Source organism: Streptomyces sp. NPDC028907, from assembly GCF_055564995.1.
Genome location: NZ_JBVHVE010000002.1, coordinates 335,954 through 356,975, shown reverse-complemented (window position 1 = coordinate 356,975; position 21,022 = coordinate 335,954). Strand labels below are relative to the sequence as shown.

Sequence of the window (21,022 nt, the reverse complement as noted above, 5' to 3'; positions counted from 1 at the left end):
ACGTATGCTCAAGGAATGACGACTCCCGCGACCCCCGGAACCGGCTCGACACCTGGCCCCACCGAGAACTCCATGCGTCGCGCCCTCAAACGCGCCCGGGACGGTGTCGCCCTCGACGTCTCCGAGGCCGCCGTACTGCTCCAGGCCCGCGGCGAGGCCCTGGACGACCTCGTCGCGTCCGCCGGCCGCGTACGAGACGCCGGCCTCGACCAAGCGGAGCGTCCCGGCGTCATCACGTACTCGAAGAGCGTCTTCATCCCCCTCACCCGGCTGTGCCGTGACAAGTGCCACTACTGCACCTTCGTCACCGTCCCGGGCAAACTGCGCCGCGCCGGGCACGGGATGTTCATGTCGCCGGACGAGGTCCTCGACATCGCCCGCAAGGGCGCCGCCCTCGGCTGCAAGGAAGCCCTCATCACCCTCGGCGACAAGCCCGAGGACCGCTGGCCCGAGGCCCGCGAATGGCTCGACGCGCACGGCTACGACGACACCATCGCCTACGTCCGCGCCATCTCCATCCGCATCCTGGAGGAGACGGGCCTGCTGCCCCACCTCAACCCGGGCGTCATGACCTGGACCGACTTCCAGCGCCTGAAGCCGGTCGCCCCGTCCATGGGCATGATGCTGGAGACCACCGCGACCCGCCTGTGGTCCGAGCCCGGCGGCCCGCACCACGGCTCCCCGGACAAGGAACCCGCCGTACGGCTGCGGGTGCTGGAGGACGCGGGCCGTTCCTCCGTGCCCTTCACTTCCGGGCTCCTCATCGGCATCGGCGAGACGTACGAGGAGCGGGCCGAGTCCCTCTTCGCGCTCCGCAAAGTCTCCCGGGCCTACCACGGCATCCAGGAACTGATCATCCAGAACTTCCGCGCCAAGCCGGACACCGCGATGCGCGGCATGCCGGACGCGGAACTCGACGAACTGGTCGCCACGGTGGCCGTCGCCCGGCACATCATGGGCCCGAGCGCCTGCCTCCAGGCGCCGCCCAACCTCGTCGACTCCGAGTACGAGCGGCTGATCCGGGCCGGCATAGACGACTGGGGCGGCGTCTCCCCGCTGACCATCGACCACGTCAACCCCGAACGCCCCTGGCCGCAGATCGAGGAACTCGCCGAGCGCTCGGCGGCGGCAGGCTTCGAGCTGCGGGAACGGCTCTGCGTCTACCCGGAGTTCGTACAGCGCGGCGAGCCCTGGCTGGACCCGCGGCTGCTTCCGCACGTCCGGGCGCTCGCCGACCCGCAGACGGGCCTGGCACGTCCGGACGCGGTCGTCGAGGGGCACCCGTGGCAGGAGCCCGAGGAAGCCTTCGTCGCGTCCGGCCGTACGGATCTGCACGCCACCATCGACACCGAGGGCCGTACGTCCGACCGGCGCGACGACTTCGACGTGGTGTACGGCGACTGGGGCGCCCTGCGCGAGGCCGCCGCGCCCGGGATGGTGCCGGAGCGCATCGACACCGACGTCCGCCAGGCGCTGCGGGTCGCAGCCGACGACCCGACGAAGCTGACCGACGCCGAGGCCCTGGCGCTGCTGCACGCGGACGGACCGGCACTGGACGCGCTCACCCGCACCGCCGACGACGTCCGCAAATCGGCGGTCGGCGACGACGTCACGTACATCGTCACCCGCAACGTCAACTTCACCAACGTCTGCTACACCGGCTGCCGCTTCTGCGCCTTCGCCCAGCGCCGCACGGACGCCGACGCCTACACCCTCTCCCTGGACCAGGTCGCCGACCGTGCCCAACAGGCCTGGGACGTGGGCGCGGTGGAGGTCTGCATGCAGGGCGGCATCCATCCGGACCTGCCCGGGACGGCGTACTTCGACATCGCGAAGGCCGTGAAGGAGCGCGTGCCCGGCATGCACGTGCACGCCTTCTCGCCGATGGAGGTCGTGAACGGCGCCACCCGCACCGGCATGTCGATCAGGGAGTGGCTGAGCGCCGCGAAGGAGGCCGGCCTGGACTCCATCCCCGGCACCGCCGCCGAGATCCTCGACGACGAGGTCCGCTGGATCCTGACCAAGGGCAAGCTGCCGACGGCCACGTGGATCGAGGTGGTGACGACCGCGCACGAGCTCGGCATCCGCTCCTCGTCCACGATGATGTACGGCCATGTCGACCAGCCCCGCCACTGGCTCGGCCATCTGCGCACCCTGGCCGGCATCCAGCAACGCACGGGCGGCTTCACGGAGTTCGTGACCCTCCCCTTCATCCACACCAACGCCCCGGTGTACCTGGCCGGCATCGCCCGCCCGGGCCCGACGACCCGCGACAACCGCGCGGTGACGGCGATGGCCCGTCTGCTCCTGCACCCCTGGATCCCGAACATCCAGACCAGCTGGGTCAAGCTGGGCACGGAGGGCGCGGCGGAGATGCTCCGCTCCGGCGCCAACGACCTGGGCGGCACGCTGATGGAGGAGACGATCTCGCGGATGGCGGGTTCGTCGTACGGCTCCTACAAGTCGGTACGCGACCTGGTGGCCGTCGCCGAGGCGGCCGGGCGTCCCGCGAAGCCCCGCACGACCCTCTACGGCGAGGTCCCGGAGGAACGGCAGCGGGCGGCGGCGGCGTCGGACGGGCATCTGCCGGAGCTGCTGCCGGTGCTGGACTGAGGAAGTCCGCCCCGCGGGGGTCGGTACGATGATCCGACCCCCGCTGGAGGGGTTCCCGTAGCTTGTGCAGCTGAGGAGATGCGTGCCGTGCCTGCTCCCAAGGTCTGGGTGACCGGTCTGACGGTGGGAGCGATAGCCGCCGTCACCGTCCTCGCCGTGCAGGCCGACAAGGGGCCGCATCCGACGGCCACGGCGGCGGCCCGCCCGAGCGCGTCGGCGTCGCCGGGCGCGAGCCCCGCCCCGTCGAAGTCCGCCGAGTCCCCCGCAGTGCCGGACGGCTCGGGCACAGGGCGCCGGGTCGTGTACTCCCTCGGCCAGAAGCGGGTGTGGCTGGTCGACGCGAGCGACGCGGCCCGCCGTACCTTCACCGTCTGGCCCGGCACGGTGAACCCGGACCCCGGCACCTACGCGGTGTCGTCGCGCACCATGGCCACCACGGGCTCGGACGGCGTGCAGATCGAGAACATCATCTACTTCGCCGCGAAGTCCGGCGTCTCCATCGCCTTCTCCAACGCCGTGGACGGCTCCTCGCCCCCGCCCGCCGAGGGCAGGCAGACCGGCGGGGTCCGCACGCGCGCGGCCGACGGCGATGCGCTGTGGACGTTCGGGGAGACGGGCACGGCGGTGGTCGTGGTCAATTGATCTCCTCCGCCCCGTGAACGGGGCGGAATCCCTTCTCAGGCCGCGTGCGGCTGAGTGGGTGGTTGACGCTTCACAGCCTGCCCATCGGCTCCGGCTCCACGTCCTGACACCGCCGATCCGGCGGCGTGATCTATGTTGCGGCTTGCGTTGGTGTCCGCGTTCGCCTCGTATCCGCAGCCGTCTGCCTTGCAGGCGAAGCGGGCCTGTGTCTCCCGGCTGCCGGGGATGATGAACCCGCATGCTGAGCAGCGGCGTGAGGTGTTCGCGGCCGGGACCTTGACGATGCTGCCACCGTGCTGGGCGGCCTTGTACTCCAGCAGGGTCACCGTGCGGCCCCACGCCTCACCGGCGATGGCGCGGTTCAGTCCGGCCTTTTGGCGGACGTTCTTTCCGGGGGCTTCTACGGTTCCCCGGGCGGACTTGACCATGTTGGTGATGGTCAGGTCTTCCACCCCGATACGAGAGAAGGTCTCGGTGATCTCGGTGGTGGTCTTGTGCTGCCAGTCGACGGCTCGGCGCTTGGCTGTTGCGCGGAGCTTGGCGATCTGGTCATAGGTGCGGGCGAGGCGACGACTTGTCTTCTCGCCCTTTTTACGGTTCCGGCGCTGTCGGGCCGACTTCTTCTCCAGGCGGCGCAGCCGCTCTTTCTCGCCCTCGCTGAGCCAGGGGCCGTGTTCGCGGAAGGTTCCGTCCGAGAGGGCGAGGGGCTTGGTGATGCCCCGGTCGATGCCGACGGTCGGCCCGGTGTGCTCGGCCGGTTCGAGTACCTCGCGCTGGACGCGGAAGACGACGCGCCAGCCTTCGGCTTCCTTCACGAGGCGGGCACCGGTGACTTTGTTCAGCTTGTCGGCGTGTTTGCCCACGGGAAGGTCACGGGTCCAGCGGAAGAGGACGTGTCCGATCTTCGGCACCCACATGCGACCCCAGCGCCGGTTCAGGCGCACGATCTGCAGGTCGCGGCCCTGGGGGATGTCGATGGCCATGTGGGACCGAAAACGGCCTTTGAAGTTCGGGGCGTCGGCGCGGCCTTCCCAATAGTTCACCCAGGCGCGGAAGTACGTCTTGAGTACGGCCTGCGCGGCTTGTGCGGGGAGGACGCCGAGCCAGGGAAGTTCTTTGCGGCCCTGGCGAATCGCCGCATCGGCGGCAGCAAGGTTCCGCTTGTCCTTGGGGAGCATCGTCCACCAGTCGTGGACGAGGTTCCACATGGTGCGGGCTGCGTGTCCCTGCTCGTCGGCGGCCAACGCCTGGGCGGGGGTGAGGTAAAGCCGGACCATGTGGCCACGCTGCTGCTTCAACTCCCCTCCGCATCCTATTTGTTGGCCGGAAAGGTGATCACCATAGCCTTGGTGCATGTCACCACGATGGGAAGCGGCCCTCGATATCAGGCGCTCGGCGCACGTCGTTTACCACCTTCACGTGCACTTGGTGTTTGTCACGAAGTATCGGCGTGGAGTCTTCACCCCGGCCATGCTCGAACGCTGCGAAGAGATCATGCGGGAGGTGTGCGCGGACTTCGAGTCGGAGCTGAAGGAGTTCAACGGCCAACGCGATCACGTCCACCTGCTCGTGCACTACCCGCCCAAGGTCGCCCTGTCGAAGTTGGTCAACTCCCTGAAGGGCGTCTCCTCACGGCGGCTGCGGCAGGAGTACACGGGCCAGGTCAGCCAGGCGATCACGCACGGCCGCTTCTGGTCCAGGTCGTACTTCGCCGGATCGTGCGGCGGGGCACCGCTGACCGTCGTACGCCAGTACATCGAGAGCCAGCGGCGCTCCGAATGACTCCGGCTGACCGCACCAGTACAGACCCGTACCTCAACCTGACGTCAGAGCAGTCTTAGGATGACCTGCACCCCCCCGCGTGAACGCGGGGGCACCGGCCGAGATCACCGGTCGGCGCCCGCCTTCTGCATCCTTCGACGTACGGCAGGTTCGGCTTCGCTGATGACGATTCGGGGCGGTGCCGCCGTGACGATGAACGCATGACGCACACGGACGCGCGAGCCCTGCGGGCCCCGGAGACCCCACCCACCGGACGGCGGCTCCCCCTCCTCGACGTACTGCGCGGTGCCGCCATCCTGGGCACGCTCATGACCAACGTATGGATCTTCACCGGGCCGGGCGCGGAGTGGGGAGCCCTGGAGGCCGGGACGGACACGGGAGCCGTCGAAGCCGTCTTCAGCGTGCTGGCGAACGGCAAGTTCCTGTCGCTGCTGACGATCCTGTTCGGCGTCGGCCTCGCCATCCAGTACGCCTCGGCGGCGCGGCGGGGGCAGCCGTGGCCGGGGCGCTACCGGTGGCGGGCGCTGTTCCTGTTCGCCGAGGGAACGGTGCATTTCGTGCTGGTCTTCGCGTGGGACGTACTCATGGGGTACGCCGTCACCGCCCTCCTCGTCGCCTGGCTGCTGACCCGCTCGGAGCGGGCGCAGCGGCGGGTGATGTGGTGGGCGGCGGGCCTCCATCTCACGTTCATGGCCCTGCTGACGGCGGCGCTGGCGACGGCCGACGGCGATGACGGCGGCGGTGTCTCCGGGGAGGTCGTCGACCTGTACGCGCACGGCGGCTACCTGGACCAGATCAACTTCCGCCTGGAGAACGCGCCGGCGCTCCGCATGGAGCCGGTCCTGACCTTCTTCCTCCTGCTCTTTCTCTTCCTGCTGGGCGTCCGTCTGTTCCGTGCCGGGGCCTTCGGCGCGGACGAGACGGGCCGCCGACTGCGTTCCCGTCTCCTGGCCTGGGGCCTGGGCCTCGGCCTGCCCCTCAACGCGGCGGCGACCCTGGCCGGCCCGGACTTCTTCCTCCTGGCCCGCTACGGTGCCGCCCCGCTGCTGGCCCTCGGATACATCGGCCTGATCGGCGCCCTGGTGGACCGGGTACGGAAGCCGGGCCCGCTCATGACGGGCCTGACCTCCGTCGGCCGCACCGCCCTGTCCGGCTACGTCCTCCAGAACGCGCTGTGCGTCCTCGTCTCGTACGGCATCGGCCTGGGCCTGGCCGAACGGCTCGGCGACACGGGGCCCTGGTGGGTCGTGGGCCTGTGGATCACGGTCTGCGCGGTCCTGATGACAGGTTCGACCCTGTGGCTGCGGCGCTTCTCGACGGGCCCGCTGGAGGCGGTCCAGAAGTGGGCACTGCGCCACTGACCCCCGTCAGGCGTCGGTGGTCTCCCGCACCGGCTGCCTGACCGGCAGGTGGTTGACGAGCAGCACGACACCGCTGAACAGGAACACCCGCGTCGCCGCATCGAGCCCGTTCCAGTCCCCGGACTGCCACATGGCGAACCACTCCCCGCCGATCGCGATGAACCCGGCACCGAACAGCAGCATCAGCATCAGCAGACCGTAGGTGGAGAACCGACGGGCACGGGCGTCGTCCCGCCGGGCCCACAGCCACGTCCCGTATATCAGCACGAGCGCGGCGACGGTCTCCCAGACGATGATCGCGACGTAGGCGGCGTTCTGAAGTCCCTTGCTCGTGACGGCTCTCCACATCAGGTCGTCGTCCTTGAAGGTCGTATCCATCGCCAGGACGTGCTGCACGAACTGCTGGTTCGTACCGAAGTCGGTGATGTTGCCGAAGGCCACGAGGGATATGTAGAGGGCCGCGGTGGCGGTGAGGAGGGTCGCGGCCAGGTGGAGTGCGGTGCGTGGGGGTGTGGTCATGCAGATCATTTTCCGTACTGGGCCGGGGGGCGGGAACCCATTGAGCCAGAATGACGGGAGCCGGTCGGCCGAGGAGAGGGGACGCGGGATGGCGCAGGCGCGGCCGTCGATGCAGGAGCTGATCCGGCGGCGCAGACGTGCCGGGTTCGTGGGGCGGAGCGCCGAGCGGGCCGCGTTTCGGGCGAACTTCGATGTCCCGCCGCAGGACGAGCGGCATCGGTTTCTGTTCCATGTGCACGGAAACGCGGGTGTCGGGAAGACCTTTCTGTTGCGGGAGATGGAGCAACTCGCCCGTGAGAAAGGTGCGCTCACCGCGTACGTCGACGAGAGCGTCGGCAGCGTGCCGGAGGCGATGACGGCGATCTGTCGTCAATTCGCGGGGCAGGGACACAGGTTCAAGGAACTCGAGCGGTTGCTCGCCGCCCATCGGGAACGACGGCATGAGGCGGAGGCGGCTGTCGCCACGCTGGAGCCGGAGCCGCAGGCCCCGTCGGCCGGCAGTACGGCGGTGATGCGGGCCGGGCTGGTGGGGCTGGGCATGGTGCCGGGGGTCGGCGCCTTCGCCGGGGCGCTGGACGCGGCCCAACTCGCGCAGAGCGCCGACCGTTTGCGGGCAGGACTCAGTTCCCGCTTCCGGAACCAGGAAGACGTGCAGCTGGTGTTGTCACCGGAGCGCGTGCTCACACCTGCGCTGCTCACCGAACTGTCCGACGCGGCATCGGCGGCGCCGTGGATCGTCCTGTTCTTCGACACGTACGAACGCACCGGCCCGTTCCTGGACGGCTGGTTGCACGAGGTGATGACCACGGACCGCCACGGCACGCTGCCCGCCACCGTCGTCGTGGTCACCGCCGGCCAGCACCCCTTCGACACCACCCGCTGGGGTGGCTTCGCCGACTTCATGACCGATGCACCGCTCGGCCCGTTCACGGAGACCGAGGCGCGCGGACTGCTCGCGGACAAGGGAGTTGTGGCCCAGCCGGTCGTCGAGGAGGTGCTTCGCCTCACCGGCGGACTGCCCGTGCTGGTCTCGACCCTGGCCGAGCAGCGGCCCACCGACCCGGACGACATAGGTGACCCCAGCGCCACCGCCGTCGAACGCTTCCTGAAGTGGGAGCAGGATCCCGTACGCAGGGCGGTGGCCCTCGCCTGCGCGCTGCCCCGGCGCCTCGACGTGGATGTCTTCCGGGCAGCCGTGGAATGCCCGGACGAGGATGTCGACCCGCTCTTCGGCTGGCTGCGGGGCCTCGCCTTCGTGGACGACCGCGGGGACCGGCTGCGCTTTCACGACCTGGTGCGTGAGCCGATGCTCCGGTTGCAGCGGCGGCGCTCTCCACGAGGGTGGACCGAGCGTCACGAACGGCTCGCGGGTGTCTTCGGCCGCTGGCGCGCGGAGGCGGCGAGCGGCCTGAGCGCCTATGCGGAGTGGGCGGACGAGCCGTGGCGTGAGCTGCGACTGGAGGAGACGTACCACTTGTTGTGCGCCCGCCCGCGGACCGCGCTCGGCCGGGCACTGCGGGATCTGGTGTGGGTGTGCGGCTCCGACGAGGTGGCCGCTCGTCGCTGGGCGCTGATGCTGGCGGAGGCGGGTGACGCGACGGACGACCCCGCCCTGCGCGAGTGGGGCCGGCTGCTGCGCGAGGCGCTCGCGGACGACGCGAGCGCGATGACCAAGGTGGCGGACCTGGTCCTGTCCCGTCCCGGGCTGGACCCTGGCGGGCGGGCGGTCGCGTACACGTTCCGGGCGAGGGAACTGCGCCACGAGGGAAAGTACGAGCTGTCCCTGGCCGATTCGGACCGGGCGATCGAGCTCGATCCGGAGCTGACCCCGGCGTACGTCGGCCGCGGTCTCGCCCACCGGGCCGTCGGTGACTTCCCGGCGGCGCTGGCCGCACTCGACCGCGCGGACGAGCTGACGCCCGACGACGGGTTCATCATCGCCGAGCGGGCGCAGACCTGTCGGATGGCGGGCCGTTTCGAGGAAGCCGTCGCCGGCTTCGACCGGGCTGTCGCCCTCGACCCGACCGATCCCGCGTTCCTGACGGCCAGAGGGGTGTGCCGGCAGGAGCTCGGGCAGTACGACAAGGCGCTCGCCGACTTCGACCAGGCGGTGCGTCTCGACGAGGACCACGTGTGGCCGCTCGTACGCAGGGCCCGGCTGCGCCGGGTGAGGGGAGAGCTGGACGAGGCGTTCGCGGACTTCGACCGCGCGGTCCGCATCGCGCCCGACTCCTCCTGGGTGGCATCGGAACGCGGGGACGCCTACCGGCTCACCGGCAGGTTCGAGGAGGCCGTCACCGAGCTCGGACGAGCGATCGCCCTCAAGCCCGATTACAGCTCCGCGCTCGCGAGCCGGGGCTGGACCCAGCATGAGCTGGGCCGGCACGAGGAGGCTCTGGCCGATCTCGGCGAAGCCATCGAACTGGACCCCGACTACGCCTGGGCGTTGGTGATGCGAGCTCGGGTGAGAGACGGACTGGATGACCAGGAGGGCAGGTTCGAGGACCTCCGGCGAGCCGCTGAGGTGGACACGGCACAGGGGTGGGCCGCCGGTGAGCTGGGCGGGGCGTGCCTCCTCGCCGGCCGCTACGACGAGGCGCTCGCCGCATTCCACCGGGCACTGGAACAGGATCCGGACTACGACTACGCGTGGGCATCCCTCGGGGCGACCCACCGGGCCCTGAAGAACTACGAGGAGGCCCTGCGGAATCTGGATCGCGCGGTGGCCCTGGACCCGGACTACGCGTGGGCCTACGGTCTGCGGGCGCGAGTCTGTCTGGCGATCGGGCGGAGCGAGCAGGCCCTCGCCGACCTGGACCGGTGCGTCGCCCTGGGGTCGGAGGCCGACTGGGCACGCGGCACGGCCATCGAGGTGCTGGTGCTGTGCGGCCGCTGGGAGGAGGCGTCGGCCCGTCTGACGGATGCGGAACGGGCCGGGGCGCCCGACGCCGACCTGGACCATCTACGCATCGAGATGCACCGGCACCGCGGACACTGGGCGCAGGCGCGGCGGATCTCCGAGCGGCTGCGCGAGGCGGAGCCGCTCGCCGGTGCCCTCCAACTGGCCTTGACCGTGAGCCGGTCCGAGGGACTGCGGGCCGCGGAACCCATCTGGCGGGAGTTGGCTGGCGCGGTGCACGAGGACGACGAGCTGGAGGAACTCGAACGCGCCCAGGGGCGGTGCTTCATCGCCTGCGCCCTCGCCGAGTGGGCCGAGGCCGACCGAGGACTGGCTGATTTGCTCACCCTGGAGCCCGGTTGGGAGGAGCTGGCGCCTGTCGCCGCCGTCCTCACCGACATCCTGGACAGCCCGGACACGGACCGCACCCGCCTCGCCCCTCGCCTGGCGGCGGTCACCGGGGCCTGCGAGGCGGTGCGGGCGCGTTACGCGGAATGAACTGCGAAGGCCTTCAGTTGTCGGGGATCGCCGACCAGTGGTACCCGGGGTTCTTCGGCGGCGGGCCGATCTCTTCGGCCGAAAAGGAACTGGTGAAGGCGCTGTACCGCATCCGGCGCGGGTTCGTCTCGTACGTCAGCAGGCGGTGCTCCTGGTTCATGAGCTCTCGCGAGCAGGTCCGGTGGGTGGTCCGTACGGGCCGGTACATCGTGAGGAGGTTGCGGTCGAAGACGGCTCTGCCGGTGAAGTCGTTGCAGCCGGTGTTGCCGGTGACCCTTCCATCCCGGTGGAAGACGTAGTACACCGCCGTGCCGCCGATGACCGGTACTTGGCCGCCGTCGTCAGCGGCCAGGTACTGCAGTTCCCATCGGGAGCCGAAGAGCCCCTTGGGGCGCAGCAGTTGCAGCGCGACGTAGTCACCCCGCTGGTTCGTCAGGTTCATCGTCAGGTCGTCGACGGGCCGGCTGATGGTGAGCGGCCCGCTGAAGAGCTTCCGCAGTTTCCCCTCGAAGGCGAGATTCGCCGCCGGGCACTGCTCGGCCGGGGGCGCCCCGTCGGTCTTCTCGCCCACGCTGACCGCCGTCTCGGTGACGGTCGCCGCCGCCTTGAACGGAGTGCATGCGTAGTTGCCCTCGGCCGTGTCGCCGTCGCCGAACTCGATCCATGCGGCGGTAGGGGGCGGCGCGATGGTCGTCCGCCCACCGACGCTGATATGCCTCACGTACCAGGCCGCTCCCGCCAGCAGATCCCCGTACGTGGCGGGGGCCTTCGAGGTGGGCGGAGCCGTCGCCCGTCCCGGCTCCGTCGACGTGCAAGCGGTGATGAGGAGCAGGGCGGCGAGCAGGGTTCCGGCGATGGCCCTGGTGCGGGGCCCGCACTTGTCGTTGACAGTCACGCATTGTCAGATGGTCAAAGCCCGCGTGGCGTTGTCGCATCGGCGACGCCACGACGAACGCCGACCAGACGCCATCGGTGAACGCGAGCCGGGAGCCGGCTCTGCCCTTGGAGTCGTGGACGTGGAGCCCCAGTACCTTTCCGTCCTGGAGCTGCCGGACGAAGGTGGCCGACGGCCGGGGCACGCGGTCGAAGACGGCTTGCCGCGCCATGCGTCCACTCCGTGATCAGCTTTCTCGCCGTGCCACGACACGAATGCGTCTACGTCTGCAATGTCACCTGGTACGGGTGATAACTGACCACTCGCGTCCACTTCGGTCACACCTCGCATACCGTTCCGCCCCCTGAACCGACCGTCTCCGGTCGATTACAGTGACGAACGGTCGTGCGAGGACGCTGTCACGGGGAGGTCTGGATGAGTGCGACACTCGGCGCCGTCTGGGGCCGTACCGAGCAGCAGGACTTCCGCAGCCGGGTGCGTGGCACGCTGCTCGGCGCGGCCGTCGGGGACGCCCTCGGGGCGCCGGTCGACGGGCTCGGGCTGGAGGAGATCCAGGAGCAGTACGGCGCCGAGGGCCTCGTCGACCTGGGGTTCGGGTACGGGCGGCGCGGTGCCGTGACCCATCTCACGCAGCTGAGCCTCTTCTCCGTCGACGGATTGATAAGAGCCCAGGTCAGACGGGATACGGGGGCCTGGCATCCGCCGACCGACCTGCACCGGGCCTATCTGCGGTGGGCCGCCACCCAGCGGGACTGGGGGCCCGACGAGCGCCGTAAGGACGACGGGTGGCTGGCCCGCGAGGAGTGGCTGTACGCCCGCCGGGATCCCACTCGGGCGCTCCTGCTCGGCCTCGGGGACGAGACCATGGGCACGTTGGAGTCGCCCAAGAACGCGGCCGAGCTCGGGCCGGAGGCCGTCGCCCGTTCCGCGCCCTTCGGGCTGCTCGTCGGCTGGGAGCCGCAGCTCGTCATGCAGCTCGCCGTGGAGTGCGCGACGCAGACCCACGGGCACCCGATCGCCTATCTGTCGGCGGGCGCGTACGCCGTCGTCGTGCATGGTCTCGCCTGCGGGGAGAGCCTCGACGGTGCCGTCCAGCGCTCGCTCGCGCTGCTCGCCCTGCGGCCCGGCCACGAACCCGTGTCGGACGCGTTGCAGCACGCCCTGGGTGCCGTACGGCAGGGCATGCCCACCCCGGCCCGGGTCGAGGAGCTCGCGGCCGACGGCTCGGCGGACGGGCTGCTCGCGGCCGCCGTGTACTGCGCCCTGGTCGGCGAGGACGTCCGGCACGGGCTGTGCCTCGCCGTGAACCACGACGGCCCCTCCGCCGCCGCGGCCTCCCTCACCGGCGGCCTCCTCGGCGCCCTGCACGGCGAGACCGCCCTGCCCCCGGCCTGGCTGGCCGAGCTGGAGGGCCGCCCCACCATCCTCGAACTCGCCGACGACTTCGCCATGGAGATGACCCAGGGCCCGGCCCTGCACAGCCCGGCGGGCGCGGCACCGGCGTGGCTGGCGCGGTACCCGCGGGGGTGAACCGGGCGACGGGACCGGCCATGGCGCCCGAGGCGTCCGCCCCGCCGGTACGCCGCGCGCTCTGCTGAAGGCCGACCTGCTCCCGCGGGGCATCGGCGGCCTCGACCACACCGGACCTGTGCCTGCTCGGCGGCCGACGCCCTCGGGAGGGGTCCCGAGCGCCCGCTGGTACCCATGACCTGTCAACTCGTGGTGCACGAGCGGCCGTTGACGCCGAGGAGGGGCAGGCACAGGTGATGGTGACGCACACGCTGACGCACGACCCCGTAATCGAGGCCCGGCCCCTGCCACGGGTCCGTCCGCCGCGGACGCCGCCACCGGGAAGGGTGCTGGTGCTGGTGCCCCGGGGGACGTTCCTGGTGGACACCACCGAGCACCGGCTGGCGCTCGGGTACGGCACCGCACAGCTCCGGGCGGCGGAGGACGCGCTGAACGCCGAGCTCCGGCGTGTCACGGGCGCCCCGTCCGTCCGGCTGTATGACGCCCGCGGCGGACTGCGTGCGGTACGGGGCCTGTCGGACGCCCGTGGTCGCAGCCGCGTGCGCGGGGTGCCTCGGGAGGTGACCGGCCCATGACCGTCCCTCCGAAGCCCGCCCACACCCCGGACTCCCTTGCCTCCCGGTCCTCTTCCCCTCACCCCGGCCACCTCACCTGGTCCGCCACCCACACCCGCCTCCAGGCGCTCACCGTCTGGACGGAACGCCGCCCCGGCCACGGAGAGGACGCCGAGCCGCTCGCGGTCCATCACCGGCCCACCGGGAACGGCCTGATCGCCGTGTTCGACGGCTCGGGCGGCTCCGGCGCCGCCCCCGCATGGCACGCGCCCGACGGGGCGACGCACACCGGTGCCTGGGTCGGGGCGCGGAGCGCGCGGTTGGCGGCGGAGTGCTGGTTCCAGGGGGTCGTCGGCGGCGAAGTGCCGGACACCCCCGAGCGGTTGAAGTACTGCCTGCGGGCCGTACTGGACGCCGCGCCCCACGGGGCCCGGAGCAAGGTCACCGGGTCGATGCGCCGGCTCCTGCCCACCACCATGGCCGCGGTCCGCTACCGGGTCGGCGACGAAGGCGTCCGCTGGCAGGCCCTGTGGGCCGGTGACTCGCGGTCGTACGCCCTGCTTCCCGACAGCGGTCTGCACGCCCTCACCCGGGACGACACCCATGAGGACGACACGCTCGCCCAGCTCCGGCAGGACCCGCCGATGACGAACGTGATCTGCGCCGACCGCCACTTCGAACTCTCCGCCCAGCAAGGCGAGTTCCGCGGACCCTGCGTGCTGCTGTCGGCGACCGACGGGTTCTTCGGCTATGTCCACACCCCCGCCCAGTTCGAGTGCCTGCTCCTCGACACGCTCGGGCAGGCCCGGAGCGCGGGCCAATGGGCCGAGCTGATACGCCAGGCGATCCAGCCGGTCACGGCGGACGACGCCTCGCTCTGTCTCGTCGCGCTGGGCTTCGACGACTTCGCGCACCTGCGCGGCGCCTTCGCCAGGCGCCACGACAGCGTCGTACGCGGCGGGTACCGGGACGTTCCGACGGCCGACGGGCCCGACGCGGTGCGCGACTGGCAGGACAGGACGTGGGAGTCCTACCGACACACATACGAGCAGCTCATGCCGGGGGTACGGGAGTGAAGCGGGGCGATGTGATCGGCGGGTACCGGGTCGTGAGCGACCCGACCAACGCCGACGGCGGGAAATGCGTGTGGGCCTTCGCCGAGAAGGACGGCAGGGAGTACTTCCTCAAGCGGTTCCTCGAACCCAAGCGTCCGCGTGAGGGCGGCGGTGGCAGCGCGGCGAGCCGGCGTATCCGGCTGGAGACCTGCCGTGAGTTCGAGGAGCGGCACCGGAGCATCATGGAGCGGCTGCGCCCCGACGCCGGCGGCGCGGGCAATCTGGTCCTCGCCACGGACTTCTTCCACTCGGGCAGCACCTACTACAAGGTCACCGAGCGCATCGACACCGCCGGCCTGGAGAAGCCGCAGTCACTCGGCCCGAAGCAGCGGGCGGTGCTGCTGCGGACCCTGGCGACCAGCCTGCGGCTGCTGCACGACATCGAGGTGGTGCACGGCGACCTGAAGCCGGCCAACGTCCTGGTCCAGAAGCGGGAAGGGGCCGCGTACCACACGGCCAAGCTCATCGACTTCGACGACTCCTACCTCTCCGGTCAGCCACCGGCCCGGGAGGACATCGCCGGCGACTCGCTGTACGGCGCGCCGGAGTGGCGGCGCTATGTGCAGGGCGACGACTCCGTCGAGGGCGCGGATCTGACGACGGCCGTGGACGTGTTCGCGCTCGGCCTGATGACCCACGTCTACCTCACCGGCTCCCTCCCCGGGTACGACAGCCGTTTCGGATCACCGGCGGACGCGGTCAACGCGGCCGACCCCCTGACCGTCGACGAACGGCTCGGCACCTCGACCCAGACCCTGATCGCGGCCATGACCTCGGCCGAGCCCGGCGCCCGCCCCACCGTCGCCGACTTCCTGGCGGCGCTCAAGGGCCCGGAGGCCTGCACTCTCCACGACCGCCCGCAGCCACGCCCGGCCATCCCGGCCGTGGTGTCCGCCCCCGCACCATCCGCCGCCGACGGACCGCGCGGAAGCCGCGTCCAGTTCAACCCGCCCGACCGCCTCGCACACCGGCCGCCATCGCCCCCGACCGACCCCGCCGACGGCAGGCCCGCCGAGTCCAGGGTCCGTATCAATCTCGGTCACCGCCGAGACGGCCTGTCCAGCAACCGATCCACCCCGTGACCGAGAGGACGCACGCACATGAGCGCCGAGATCGAGAAGTACCAGGGGAACCTCCAGTACGCCGTCGACATCGTGATGTGCATCGACGCCACGGGCAGCATGCACCCCGTGCTGGACATCGTGAAGAACAGCTCGCTCCAGTTCCATCAGCGGCTCGACGAGGTGATGGCGAGGAAGAGCAAGGAGATCAGCCAGCTGCGGCTGAAGGTCATCGCCTTCCGGGACTTCGGCGACGATCCGTCCGACGCGATCGAGCAGACGGACTTCCTGCGGCTGCCCCAACAGGTCGCGGAGTTCGAGAAGTTCGTACGAAATCTCAAGGCCACCGGCGGCGGTGACATCCCCGAGTCGGGGCTGGAGGCGCTGGCCCTGGCGATCAACTCCCCCTGGGAGACCGGCCTCGACCGGCGGCGCCACGTCATCGTCATGTTCACGGACGCGCCCGCGCACCCGCTCGGCACGGTGGGTGCCTCGGCACAGACGTATCCGCGGGACATCCCGAGCAGCATGGACGACCTCTTCGAGCAGTGGGGGTACGCCCGCAGCCAGACGGCGGTGATGGAGCAGTCGGCGAAGCGGCTCGTGCTGTTCGCGCCCGAGGAGGAGCCGTGGAAGGAGGCCATCGGGGAGGAGTGGGACCTCACCCTGCACTTCCCGTCCAGGGCGGGCGAGGGCCTGGAGGAGTTCGAGATGGACGAGATCATCGAGACGATCGCGAACAGCCTGTGAGGTTCCAGGTGCAGGGCGCGGACGTCCGGCTCGACCACGACCGGGGGTGGCTGGTCTTCACCTGGGGCCCGGCCGGCGGCACCGACGCCCAGCTGGCCATCCCGCCCGAGCGCTGTGTCTCGGTCCGCGGCCGGTCCGCCGGGCACGGGTCGAGTCTGTGCCTCGCATTCCGGTTCCGGCCCTCGGGGGAGAGCGCCCCCGAGGTCGCGGTGGAGATCGTCGTCGGCCCGGACGGGGCGGAACGGGCCTGGCAGTTCGCGCAGTGGTTCGCCCACCAGTACGGCGTCCAGGACCTCTCCGCCTCCTGGTGGGACCTCGAACCCTCCGCCGCCGAGCGGGAGGAGGCCGACCGGGACTGGCTCACCGCCCCCGTCTCACCGGCGACCCGCGTGCTGCTCCGCTCGGTCATGGCCCGCCTGACCGCCGCGGACACGTGACCCCGGGGAGCGATGATGACCGGGCCGACGTGGCAGTGCTCGGACTGCGACACCTTCAACGACGCGACGGCGCGGGTGTGCGACGTATGCGAGACACCCCGGCGGGCCGCGACGGCCCCCAGGGCCGCCTCCAGCCCGACGAGCGGGGAACCGAGAAGGACGCCGGCCAGGAAGACGCCGCCCCGAACCGGCATCGACCTGGTCGGAGCACGCTCTCCCGTGACGGGGCTGGGATGGGTGTGCCCCAACTGCGGTCACCGAGTCGTCGCGTACTTCACCTGCGACGTCTGCCACACCGGCTGGACACCCGAGGCGACGACGACGGTCCGCGGGAGGCCGCTGACCGGCACCACCCCGCGTCCGACGCCCACGCCGGACTACCCGCGTCCGACGCCCAGGGAGCCGACCAGCGGCGAGATCGTGGCGGGATGCGGCTGCATCCTGTTCATCGCGGCCACCGCCGTCACCCTCGTCGTCCTGCTGATCCTCAACTGGTCGACCGTGACGTCGTTCCTGACGGGCGCCGGCTCCTCGAAGGGCTCCCCGACCCCGTCCCCGACGGTCTCCGCGAGCGGCCCCTGCCCGAAGGCGCTGGCCGCGATGCTGCCGAAGGGCACGGCACCGGGCGCCCGCCTCGTCGCGGCCTACAGCAGGGAGAACGTGAAGGACCGGTACGCGTTCTGCCGTACGAAGGCCGGGAAGGTCTACTACTTCATGGCGAAGAAGACCGGCGCTTCGTACGGCAGGCCCACGGTGGCGACGAGGTCCGGAACCGGGTACCTGGTGCGTTTCCCCGACAGCAGTTTCCGGTTCCGGGAGCTGGAGGTGACGGCCTACGACAAGGACGACAAGGAGCTCTGGAAGGAGAAGCTGACTCCCGAGGCCGCCGTCGACTGACAGTCGAGGACTGCCGGTTGTCGACAGGCGGCCCCGTGCGCTCAGTCCCTCCCGCGCGTCCCCACCGCGTCCTCCACCGGCCCCGCCGGCGCCGGCACCGCGGCCGCCGCGGCCCCGTCCCCGTCGGTGTTGATCTTCTCGACGATCGCGAGCCGCTCCGGGGTGTCCTCCGGCTTCACGTAGCCGATGAGGATGTACAGGACGAGCGACACCGCCAGCGGGATGGAGACCTGGTACTGGAGCGGTACCCCGCCGTCGATCTGCCAGCTGATCGGGTAGTTGACCAGCCAGAAGGCGAGCAGGCCCATCGACCAGCTGGTGAGCGCGGCGGTGGGGCCGGAGCGGCGGAACGGCCGCAGCAGGCCCAGCATCATCGGGATCGCCATCGGGCCCATCAGACCGGCGACCCACTTGATGACGACCGTGATGATGTCCTTGAAGGTGGGGGAGTTGACCTGCGTCGCCGCCGCCATGGACAGGCCGAGGAAGACGACGGTCGTGATCCGCGCGACCCGCAGCCCCTGCCCCTCGCTCCAGGTCCGCGCCCGGCGCCAGATCACCGGCGCGCAGTCCCGGGTGAAGACGGCGGCGATGGCGTTGGCGTCGGAGGAGCACATGGCCATGGTGTGCGAGAAGAAGCCGACGATGACGAGGCCCAACAGGCCGTGCGGCAGCAGCTGTTCGGTCATCAGGCCGTACGAGTCGGAGCCGTCCGTCTTCTGCGACTCGACCAGCAGCGGCGACATCCACATGGGGAAGAAGAGGACCACCGGCCAGACCAGCCACAGGATCGCCGACAGCCGCGCCGAGCGCTCGGCCTCGTACGGAGTGGCGGTGGCCATGTACCGCTGGGCCTGGTTGAGCATGCCGCCGTTGTACTCGAAGAGCTTGATGAAGAGGAAGGCGAGGAGGAAGACCGTCCCGTACGGGCCGACCAGCGGCTCACCGTGGCCCTGGAGCTCCGGCCGGTCCCAGGCGTCGAGGAAGCCGATGCCCTTGTCGTTCAGCTTCATGATGACCGCGACGAACATGGCGACGCCGGCCAGCAACTGGATGACGAACTGGCCGAGTTCGGTGAGCGCGTCGGCCCACAGCCCGCCGATGGTGCAGTAGACGGCGGTGATGCCGCCGGTGATGAGGATGCCCTGGTTGAGGGAGACCCCGGTGAACACGGACAGCAGCGTGGCGATGGCCGCCCACTTGGCGCCCACGTCCACGATCTTCAGCAGCATGCCGGACCAGGCCAGCGCCTGCTGGGTCTTCAGGTCGTAGCGGTTCTTCAGGTACTCCAGCGGGGAGGCCACGTGCAGCCGTGAGCGCAGCCGGTTGATGCGCGGCGCGAACAGCTTCGACCCGATGGCGATGCCGAGCGCGATGGGGAAGGACCACGTCACGAACGACGTGACGCCGTAGGTGTAGGCGATGCCCGCGTAGCCGGTGAACATCACCGCGCTGTATCCGGACATGTGGTGCGAGATGCCGGACAGCCACCACGGCATCTTGCCGCCCGCGGTGAAGAAGTCGCTGACGTTGTCCACCCGTTTGTGCGACCAGACGCCGATCGCCACCATCACGCCGAAGTAGCCGATGAGCACGGCCCAGTCGAGACCGTTCATGTGCGCCCTCCCAGGGTTCAGCCCGGCGCTCATCCTGGGCGCTGTCGCGTGAACACGACAAGCGAGCGTAGGGTCAAGGGAAGGTAAAAATGTTCGAGATGAGGGTCTGAGTTCATCTATGTGAACTCATCGCATCAGCTCCCCGGCGTTGACCAGCAACGACTGTCCCGTCAGAGAACGTGCCCTGTCCGACGTCAGGAACACCACCGCGTCCGCAACGTCCCCGTCCGTGGCGAGATCGGGCAGCGCCATCCGTTCCGTCAGCCGCTTCAGCACGTCTGCCTCGGGTGCGCCCTCCGTCCGCGCCGTGAACTGGACGAACGCCCGCACCGGAGGCCCCCACATCCAGCCCGGCAGCACGGTGTTCACCCGGATCCGGTGCGGACCCAGCTCCCGCGCCAGCGAGTACATCGCGCTCGTCAGCGCCCCCTTCGACGCCGCGTACGCCGCCTGCCGCACCTGCGAGGGCGCGGCGACCGAGGACTGCGTCCCGATGAACACGACCGAGCCCCCGCCCTCCTTCAGGGCCGGCAGGCAGGCCCGCGTCATCCGCAGCGACCCCAGCAGGTTCACGTCGATCACCGACTGCCAGGTGGCGAAGTCGGCGTCCTCGAGACCGCCGAAGTAGGAGTCCCAGGCGGCCACATGGACCACCCCGTCGATCCCCCCGAACCGCTCGCGCGCCAGCGCCGCCAACGCCTCGCACTGCCCCTCGTCCGTGATGTCCGTCGCCAGGTACGCCGTGTGCGCCCCGTCCGGATCGATCTCGGCCGCGCACTTGGCGAGGTTGGCCTCCGTGCGCGCCCCGAGGACCGCGTTCCCCCCGTCGCGCACCACCGTGGCGGCGACCTGGTGACCGAGCCCGGCGCCCACCCCCGACACGACGACGGTCTTGCCCGCGAGCAGTGACATTCCGCTGCCTCCCGACTCTGGACGCAATATCTGACGGCCCGTCAGAGTATGGGTGACCGCAGGAAAGGGGAACCGCATGAGCGAGGACACCCGCAGCGAGACGTACGCCGAACTGGCCGCCGTCGGCCCGTACGGGATCCACCCGGGCCACGCCCTGATCACCATGGTCGAACCGCACCCGGGCCACGAGTACGCCTACAACCGCTGGTACGAGGACGACCACTACTACGCCGGCGCGATGGCGATGCCCTGGATGTACGCCGGGAGGCGCTGGGTGGCCACCCGCGAACTCCAGCTCCTGCGCTATCCGGAGAAGTCGGCGATAGCCCAGCCGGTCACCGCCGGCTGCTACATCTCCACCTACTGGATCACCGCCGGGCGCTACGCCGACCACATGCGCTGGACGGTCGCCATCAACCGCCGCCTCAACCGCGACGCCCGCGTCTACCAGGACCGCACCCACGTCTTCACGGCGTTCCAGGACCACGAGGCCACCGTGTACCGAGACGGCGCGGCGGGCCCCCGCGACTTCCACGCCCTGGACCACCCCTACGCGGGCCTGGTGGTCCAGGTCATCGACGCACACTCCCCCGAGCACCGTGCCGACCTGCTGGAATGGCTGCGCACCCGGCACCTCCCGAAGCGCCTCGCGGGCTCCCCGACGGCCATGGTGACGATCTTCCGGCCCACCCCCCTCCCGCTCGACCGCATGTCGTACGTCAAGCAGGTCGAGGGCGTGGACACCCGGCTCACCCTGCTGTGGTTCGTGGAGCGGGATCCGAGGGAGTGCTGGGAGGACTACTTCACGGGGCTGGACACGGCGGTCGAGGCCGCGTCCATCAGCGGCTCCGCCGCAGGGGGGTGGGGGAGAGTGGAACTGGTGGCACCGTTCGTCCCGACGATCCCGGGGACCGACAGGTACGTGGACCAGCTGCGCTGAC

General features: G+C 70.5%; 18 protein-coding genes. 13 read left to right on the top strand and 5 right to left on the bottom strand.

The genetic code is table 11. From position 1 onward, the window contains the following. The first annotated feature begins 15 nt into the window (after window positions 1-15). Window positions 16-2,613, top strand: a complete 2,598-nt coding sequence (locus tag ACZ4UU_RS06090; protein WP_468036883.1) for a bifunctional FO biosynthesis protein CofGH — start codon at window positions 16-18, stop codon at window positions 2,611-2,613. 78 nt (window positions 2,614-2,691) lie between these two features. Further along, the gene (locus ACZ4UU_RS06085) at window positions 2,692-3,255 is read left to right on the top strand and encodes a hypothetical protein (RefSeq protein WP_468036881.1); all 564 of its coding nucleotides are present in this window, start codon (window positions 2,692-2,694) and stop codon (window positions 3,253-3,255) included. 35 nt (window positions 3,256-3,290) lie between these two features. On the opposite strand, the gene ACZ4UU_RS06080 is transcribed toward ACZ4UU_RS06085, so the two are convergent. Further along, the gene (locus ACZ4UU_RS06080; RefSeq protein WP_468036879.1) at window positions 3,291-4,532 is read right to left on the bottom strand and encodes an RNA-guided endonuclease InsQ/TnpB family protein; all 1,242 of its coding nucleotides are present in this window, start codon (window positions 4,530-4,532) and stop codon (window positions 3,291-3,293) included. Between the two features lie 76 nt (window positions 4,533-4,608). Here ACZ4UU_RS06080 and tnpA point away from each other — a divergent pair, with 76 nt between their 5' ends. Together tnpA and ACZ4UU_RS06070 are read left to right on the top strand one after the other, a co-directional pair. Next, window positions 4,609-5,037: an IS200/IS605 family transposase gene (gene tnpA / locus ACZ4UU_RS06075; RefSeq protein WP_468036877.1), complete on the top strand. Its 429-nt coding sequence runs from the start codon at window positions 4,609-4,611 to the stop codon at window positions 5,035-5,037. Between the two features lie 200 nt (window positions 5,038-5,237). Then, on the top strand, window positions 5,238-6,398 hold the full coding sequence (locus tag ACZ4UU_RS06070) for a DUF418 domain-containing protein (RefSeq protein WP_468036875.1): 1,161 nt from the start codon (window positions 5,238-5,240) through the stop codon (window positions 6,396-6,398). 6 nt (window positions 6,399-6,404) lie between these two features. Here the strand turns inward: ACZ4UU_RS06070 and ACZ4UU_RS06065 are convergent, their stop codons facing one another. Beyond that, window positions 6,405-6,917 (bottom strand): DUF2165 domain-containing protein, encoded by a 513-nt coding sequence (locus ACZ4UU_RS06065; RefSeq protein ID WP_468036873.1) that lies wholly within the window; start codon window positions 6,915-6,917, stop codon window positions 6,405-6,407. 88 nt (window positions 6,918-7,005) lie between these two features. On the opposite strand from ACZ4UU_RS06065, the gene ACZ4UU_RS06060 reads away from it, so the two are divergent. Further along, window positions 7,006-10,314, top strand: coding sequence for a tetratricopeptide repeat protein (locus ACZ4UU_RS06060; protein WP_468036871.1), 3,309 nt, complete (start codon window positions 7,006-7,008; stop codon window positions 10,312-10,314). Window positions 10,315-10,327: 13 nt separating this feature from the next. Here ACZ4UU_RS06060 and ACZ4UU_RS06055 read toward each other — a convergent pair whose 3' ends face one another. Continuing rightward, entirely contained in the window at window positions 10,328-11,209 is an 882-nt protein-coding gene (locus tag ACZ4UU_RS06055; RefSeq protein WP_468036869.1) for an META domain-containing protein, read from the bottom strand. A 414-nt stretch (window positions 11,210-11,623) separates the two neighbouring features. Here ACZ4UU_RS06055 and ACZ4UU_RS06050 point away from each other — a divergent pair, with 414 nt between their 5' ends. From ACZ4UU_RS06050 to ACZ4UU_RS06020, 7 genes are all read left to right on the top strand, one after another. Beyond that, window positions 11,624-12,739, top strand: coding sequence for an ADP-ribosylglycohydrolase family protein (locus tag ACZ4UU_RS06050; protein WP_468036867.1), 1,116 nt, complete (start codon window positions 11,624-11,626; stop codon window positions 12,737-12,739). Window positions 12,740-12,972: 233 nt separating this feature from the next. Next, window positions 12,973-13,314, top strand: a complete 342-nt coding sequence (locus ACZ4UU_RS06045) for a hypothetical protein (protein WP_468036865.1) — start codon at window positions 12,973-12,975, stop codon at window positions 13,312-13,314. Then, window positions 13,311-14,369 (top strand): serine/threonine protein phosphatase, encoded by a 1,059-nt coding sequence (locus ACZ4UU_RS06040; RefSeq protein WP_468036863.1) that lies wholly within the window; start codon window positions 13,311-13,313, stop codon window positions 14,367-14,369. The genes ACZ4UU_RS06045 and ACZ4UU_RS06040 overlap by 4 nt, the downstream gene beginning before the upstream one ends. Before the next feature lie 32 nt (window positions 14,370-14,401). After that, complete coding sequence (locus ACZ4UU_RS06035; protein ID WP_468036861.1) at window positions 14,402-15,490, top strand: protein kinase domain-containing protein; 1,089 nt, start codon at window positions 14,402-14,404, stop codon at window positions 15,488-15,490. A gap of 18 nt (window positions 15,491-15,508) precedes the next feature. Continuing rightward, complete coding sequence (locus ACZ4UU_RS06030; RefSeq protein WP_468036859.1) at window positions 15,509-16,219, top strand: vWA domain-containing protein; 711 nt, start codon at window positions 15,509-15,511, stop codon at window positions 16,217-16,219. After that, window positions 16,216-16,656 carry a hypothetical protein gene (locus ACZ4UU_RS06025; protein ID WP_468036857.1) on the top strand — a complete coding sequence of 147 codons (441 nt, stop codon included), beginning with the start codon at window positions 16,216-16,218 and terminating at the stop codon, window positions 16,654-16,656. The genes ACZ4UU_RS06030 and ACZ4UU_RS06025 overlap by 4 nt, the downstream gene beginning before the upstream one ends. Window positions 16,657-16,671: 15 nt before the next feature. Next, complete coding sequence (locus tag ACZ4UU_RS06020) at window positions 16,672-17,553, top strand: zinc finger protein (protein ID WP_468036855.1); 882 nt, start codon at window positions 16,672-16,674, stop codon at window positions 17,551-17,553. A gap of 41 nt (window positions 17,554-17,594) precedes the next feature. On the opposite strand, the gene ACZ4UU_RS06015 is transcribed toward ACZ4UU_RS06020, so the two are convergent. Beyond that, window positions 17,595-19,169: a sodium:solute symporter family protein gene (locus tag ACZ4UU_RS06015; RefSeq protein ID WP_468036853.1), complete on the bottom strand. Its 1,575-nt coding sequence runs from the start codon at window positions 19,167-19,169 to the stop codon at window positions 17,595-17,597. A gap of 126 nt (window positions 19,170-19,295) precedes the next feature. Continuing rightward, complete coding sequence (locus tag ACZ4UU_RS06010; protein ID WP_468036851.1) at window positions 19,296-20,081, bottom strand: SDR family oxidoreductase; 786 nt, start codon at window positions 20,079-20,081, stop codon at window positions 19,296-19,298. Window positions 20,082-20,157: 76 nt separating this feature from the next. Here ACZ4UU_RS06010 and ACZ4UU_RS06005 point away from each other — a divergent pair, with 76 nt between their 5' ends. Further along, the gene (locus tag ACZ4UU_RS06005; RefSeq protein WP_468036849.1) at window positions 20,158-21,021 is read left to right on the top strand and encodes a hypothetical protein; all 864 of its coding nucleotides are present in this window, start codon (window positions 20,158-20,160) and stop codon (window positions 21,019-21,021) included. Window position 21,022 lies beyond the last annotated feature (1 nt).

What these genes read in the sequence shown, in the direction of transcription:
- ACZ4UU_RS06090 (WP_468036883.1), top strand. Translation starts at nt 16, where the DNA reads ATGACGACTCCCGCGACCCCCGGAACCGGCTCGACACCTGGCCCCACC.
- ACZ4UU_RS06085 (WP_468036881.1), top strand. Translation starts at nt 2,692, where the DNA reads ATGCGTGCCGTGCCTGCTCCCAAGGTCTGGGTGACCGGTCTGACGGTG.
- ACZ4UU_RS06080 (WP_468036879.1), bottom strand. Translation starts at nt 4,532, where the DNA reads ATGGTCCGGCTTTACCTCACCCCCGCCCAGGCGTTGGCCGCCGACGAG.
- tnpA (WP_468036877.1), top strand. Translation starts at nt 4,609, where the DNA reads ATGTCACCACGATGGGAAGCGGCCCTCGATATCAGGCGCTCGGCGCAC.
- ACZ4UU_RS06070 (WP_468036875.1), top strand. Translation starts at nt 5,238, where the DNA reads ATGACGCACACGGACGCGCGAGCCCTGCGGGCCCCGGAGACCCCACCC.
- ACZ4UU_RS06065 (WP_468036873.1), bottom strand. Translation starts at nt 6,917, where the DNA reads ATGACCACACCCCCACGCACCGCACTCCACCTGGCCGCGACCCTCCTC.
- ACZ4UU_RS06060 (WP_468036871.1), top strand. Translation starts at nt 7,006, where the DNA reads ATGGCGCAGGCGCGGCCGTCGATGCAGGAGCTGATCCGGCGGCGCAGA.
- ACZ4UU_RS06050 (WP_468036867.1), top strand. Translation starts at nt 11,624, where the DNA reads ATGAGTGCGACACTCGGCGCCGTCTGGGGCCGTACCGAGCAGCAGGAC.
- ACZ4UU_RS06040 (WP_468036863.1), top strand. Translation starts at nt 13,311, where the DNA reads ATGACCGTCCCTCCGAAGCCCGCCCACACCCCGGACTCCCTTGCCTCC.
- ACZ4UU_RS06030 (WP_468036859.1), top strand. Translation starts at nt 15,509, where the DNA reads ATGAGCGCCGAGATCGAGAAGTACCAGGGGAACCTCCAGTACGCCGTC.
- ACZ4UU_RS06020 (WP_468036855.1), top strand. Translation starts at nt 16,672, where the DNA reads ATGACCGGGCCGACGTGGCAGTGCTCGGACTGCGACACCTTCAACGAC.
- ACZ4UU_RS06015 (WP_468036853.1), bottom strand. Translation starts at nt 19,169, where the DNA reads ATGAACGGTCTCGACTGGGCCGTGCTCATCGGCTACTTCGGCGTGATG.
- ACZ4UU_RS06010 (WP_468036851.1), bottom strand. Translation starts at nt 20,081, where the DNA reads ATGTCACTGCTCGCGGGCAAGACCGTCGTCGTGTCGGGGGTGGGCGCC.
- ACZ4UU_RS06005 (WP_468036849.1), top strand. Translation starts at nt 20,158, where the DNA reads ATGAGCGAGGACACCCGCAGCGAGACGTACGCCGAACTGGCCGCCGTC.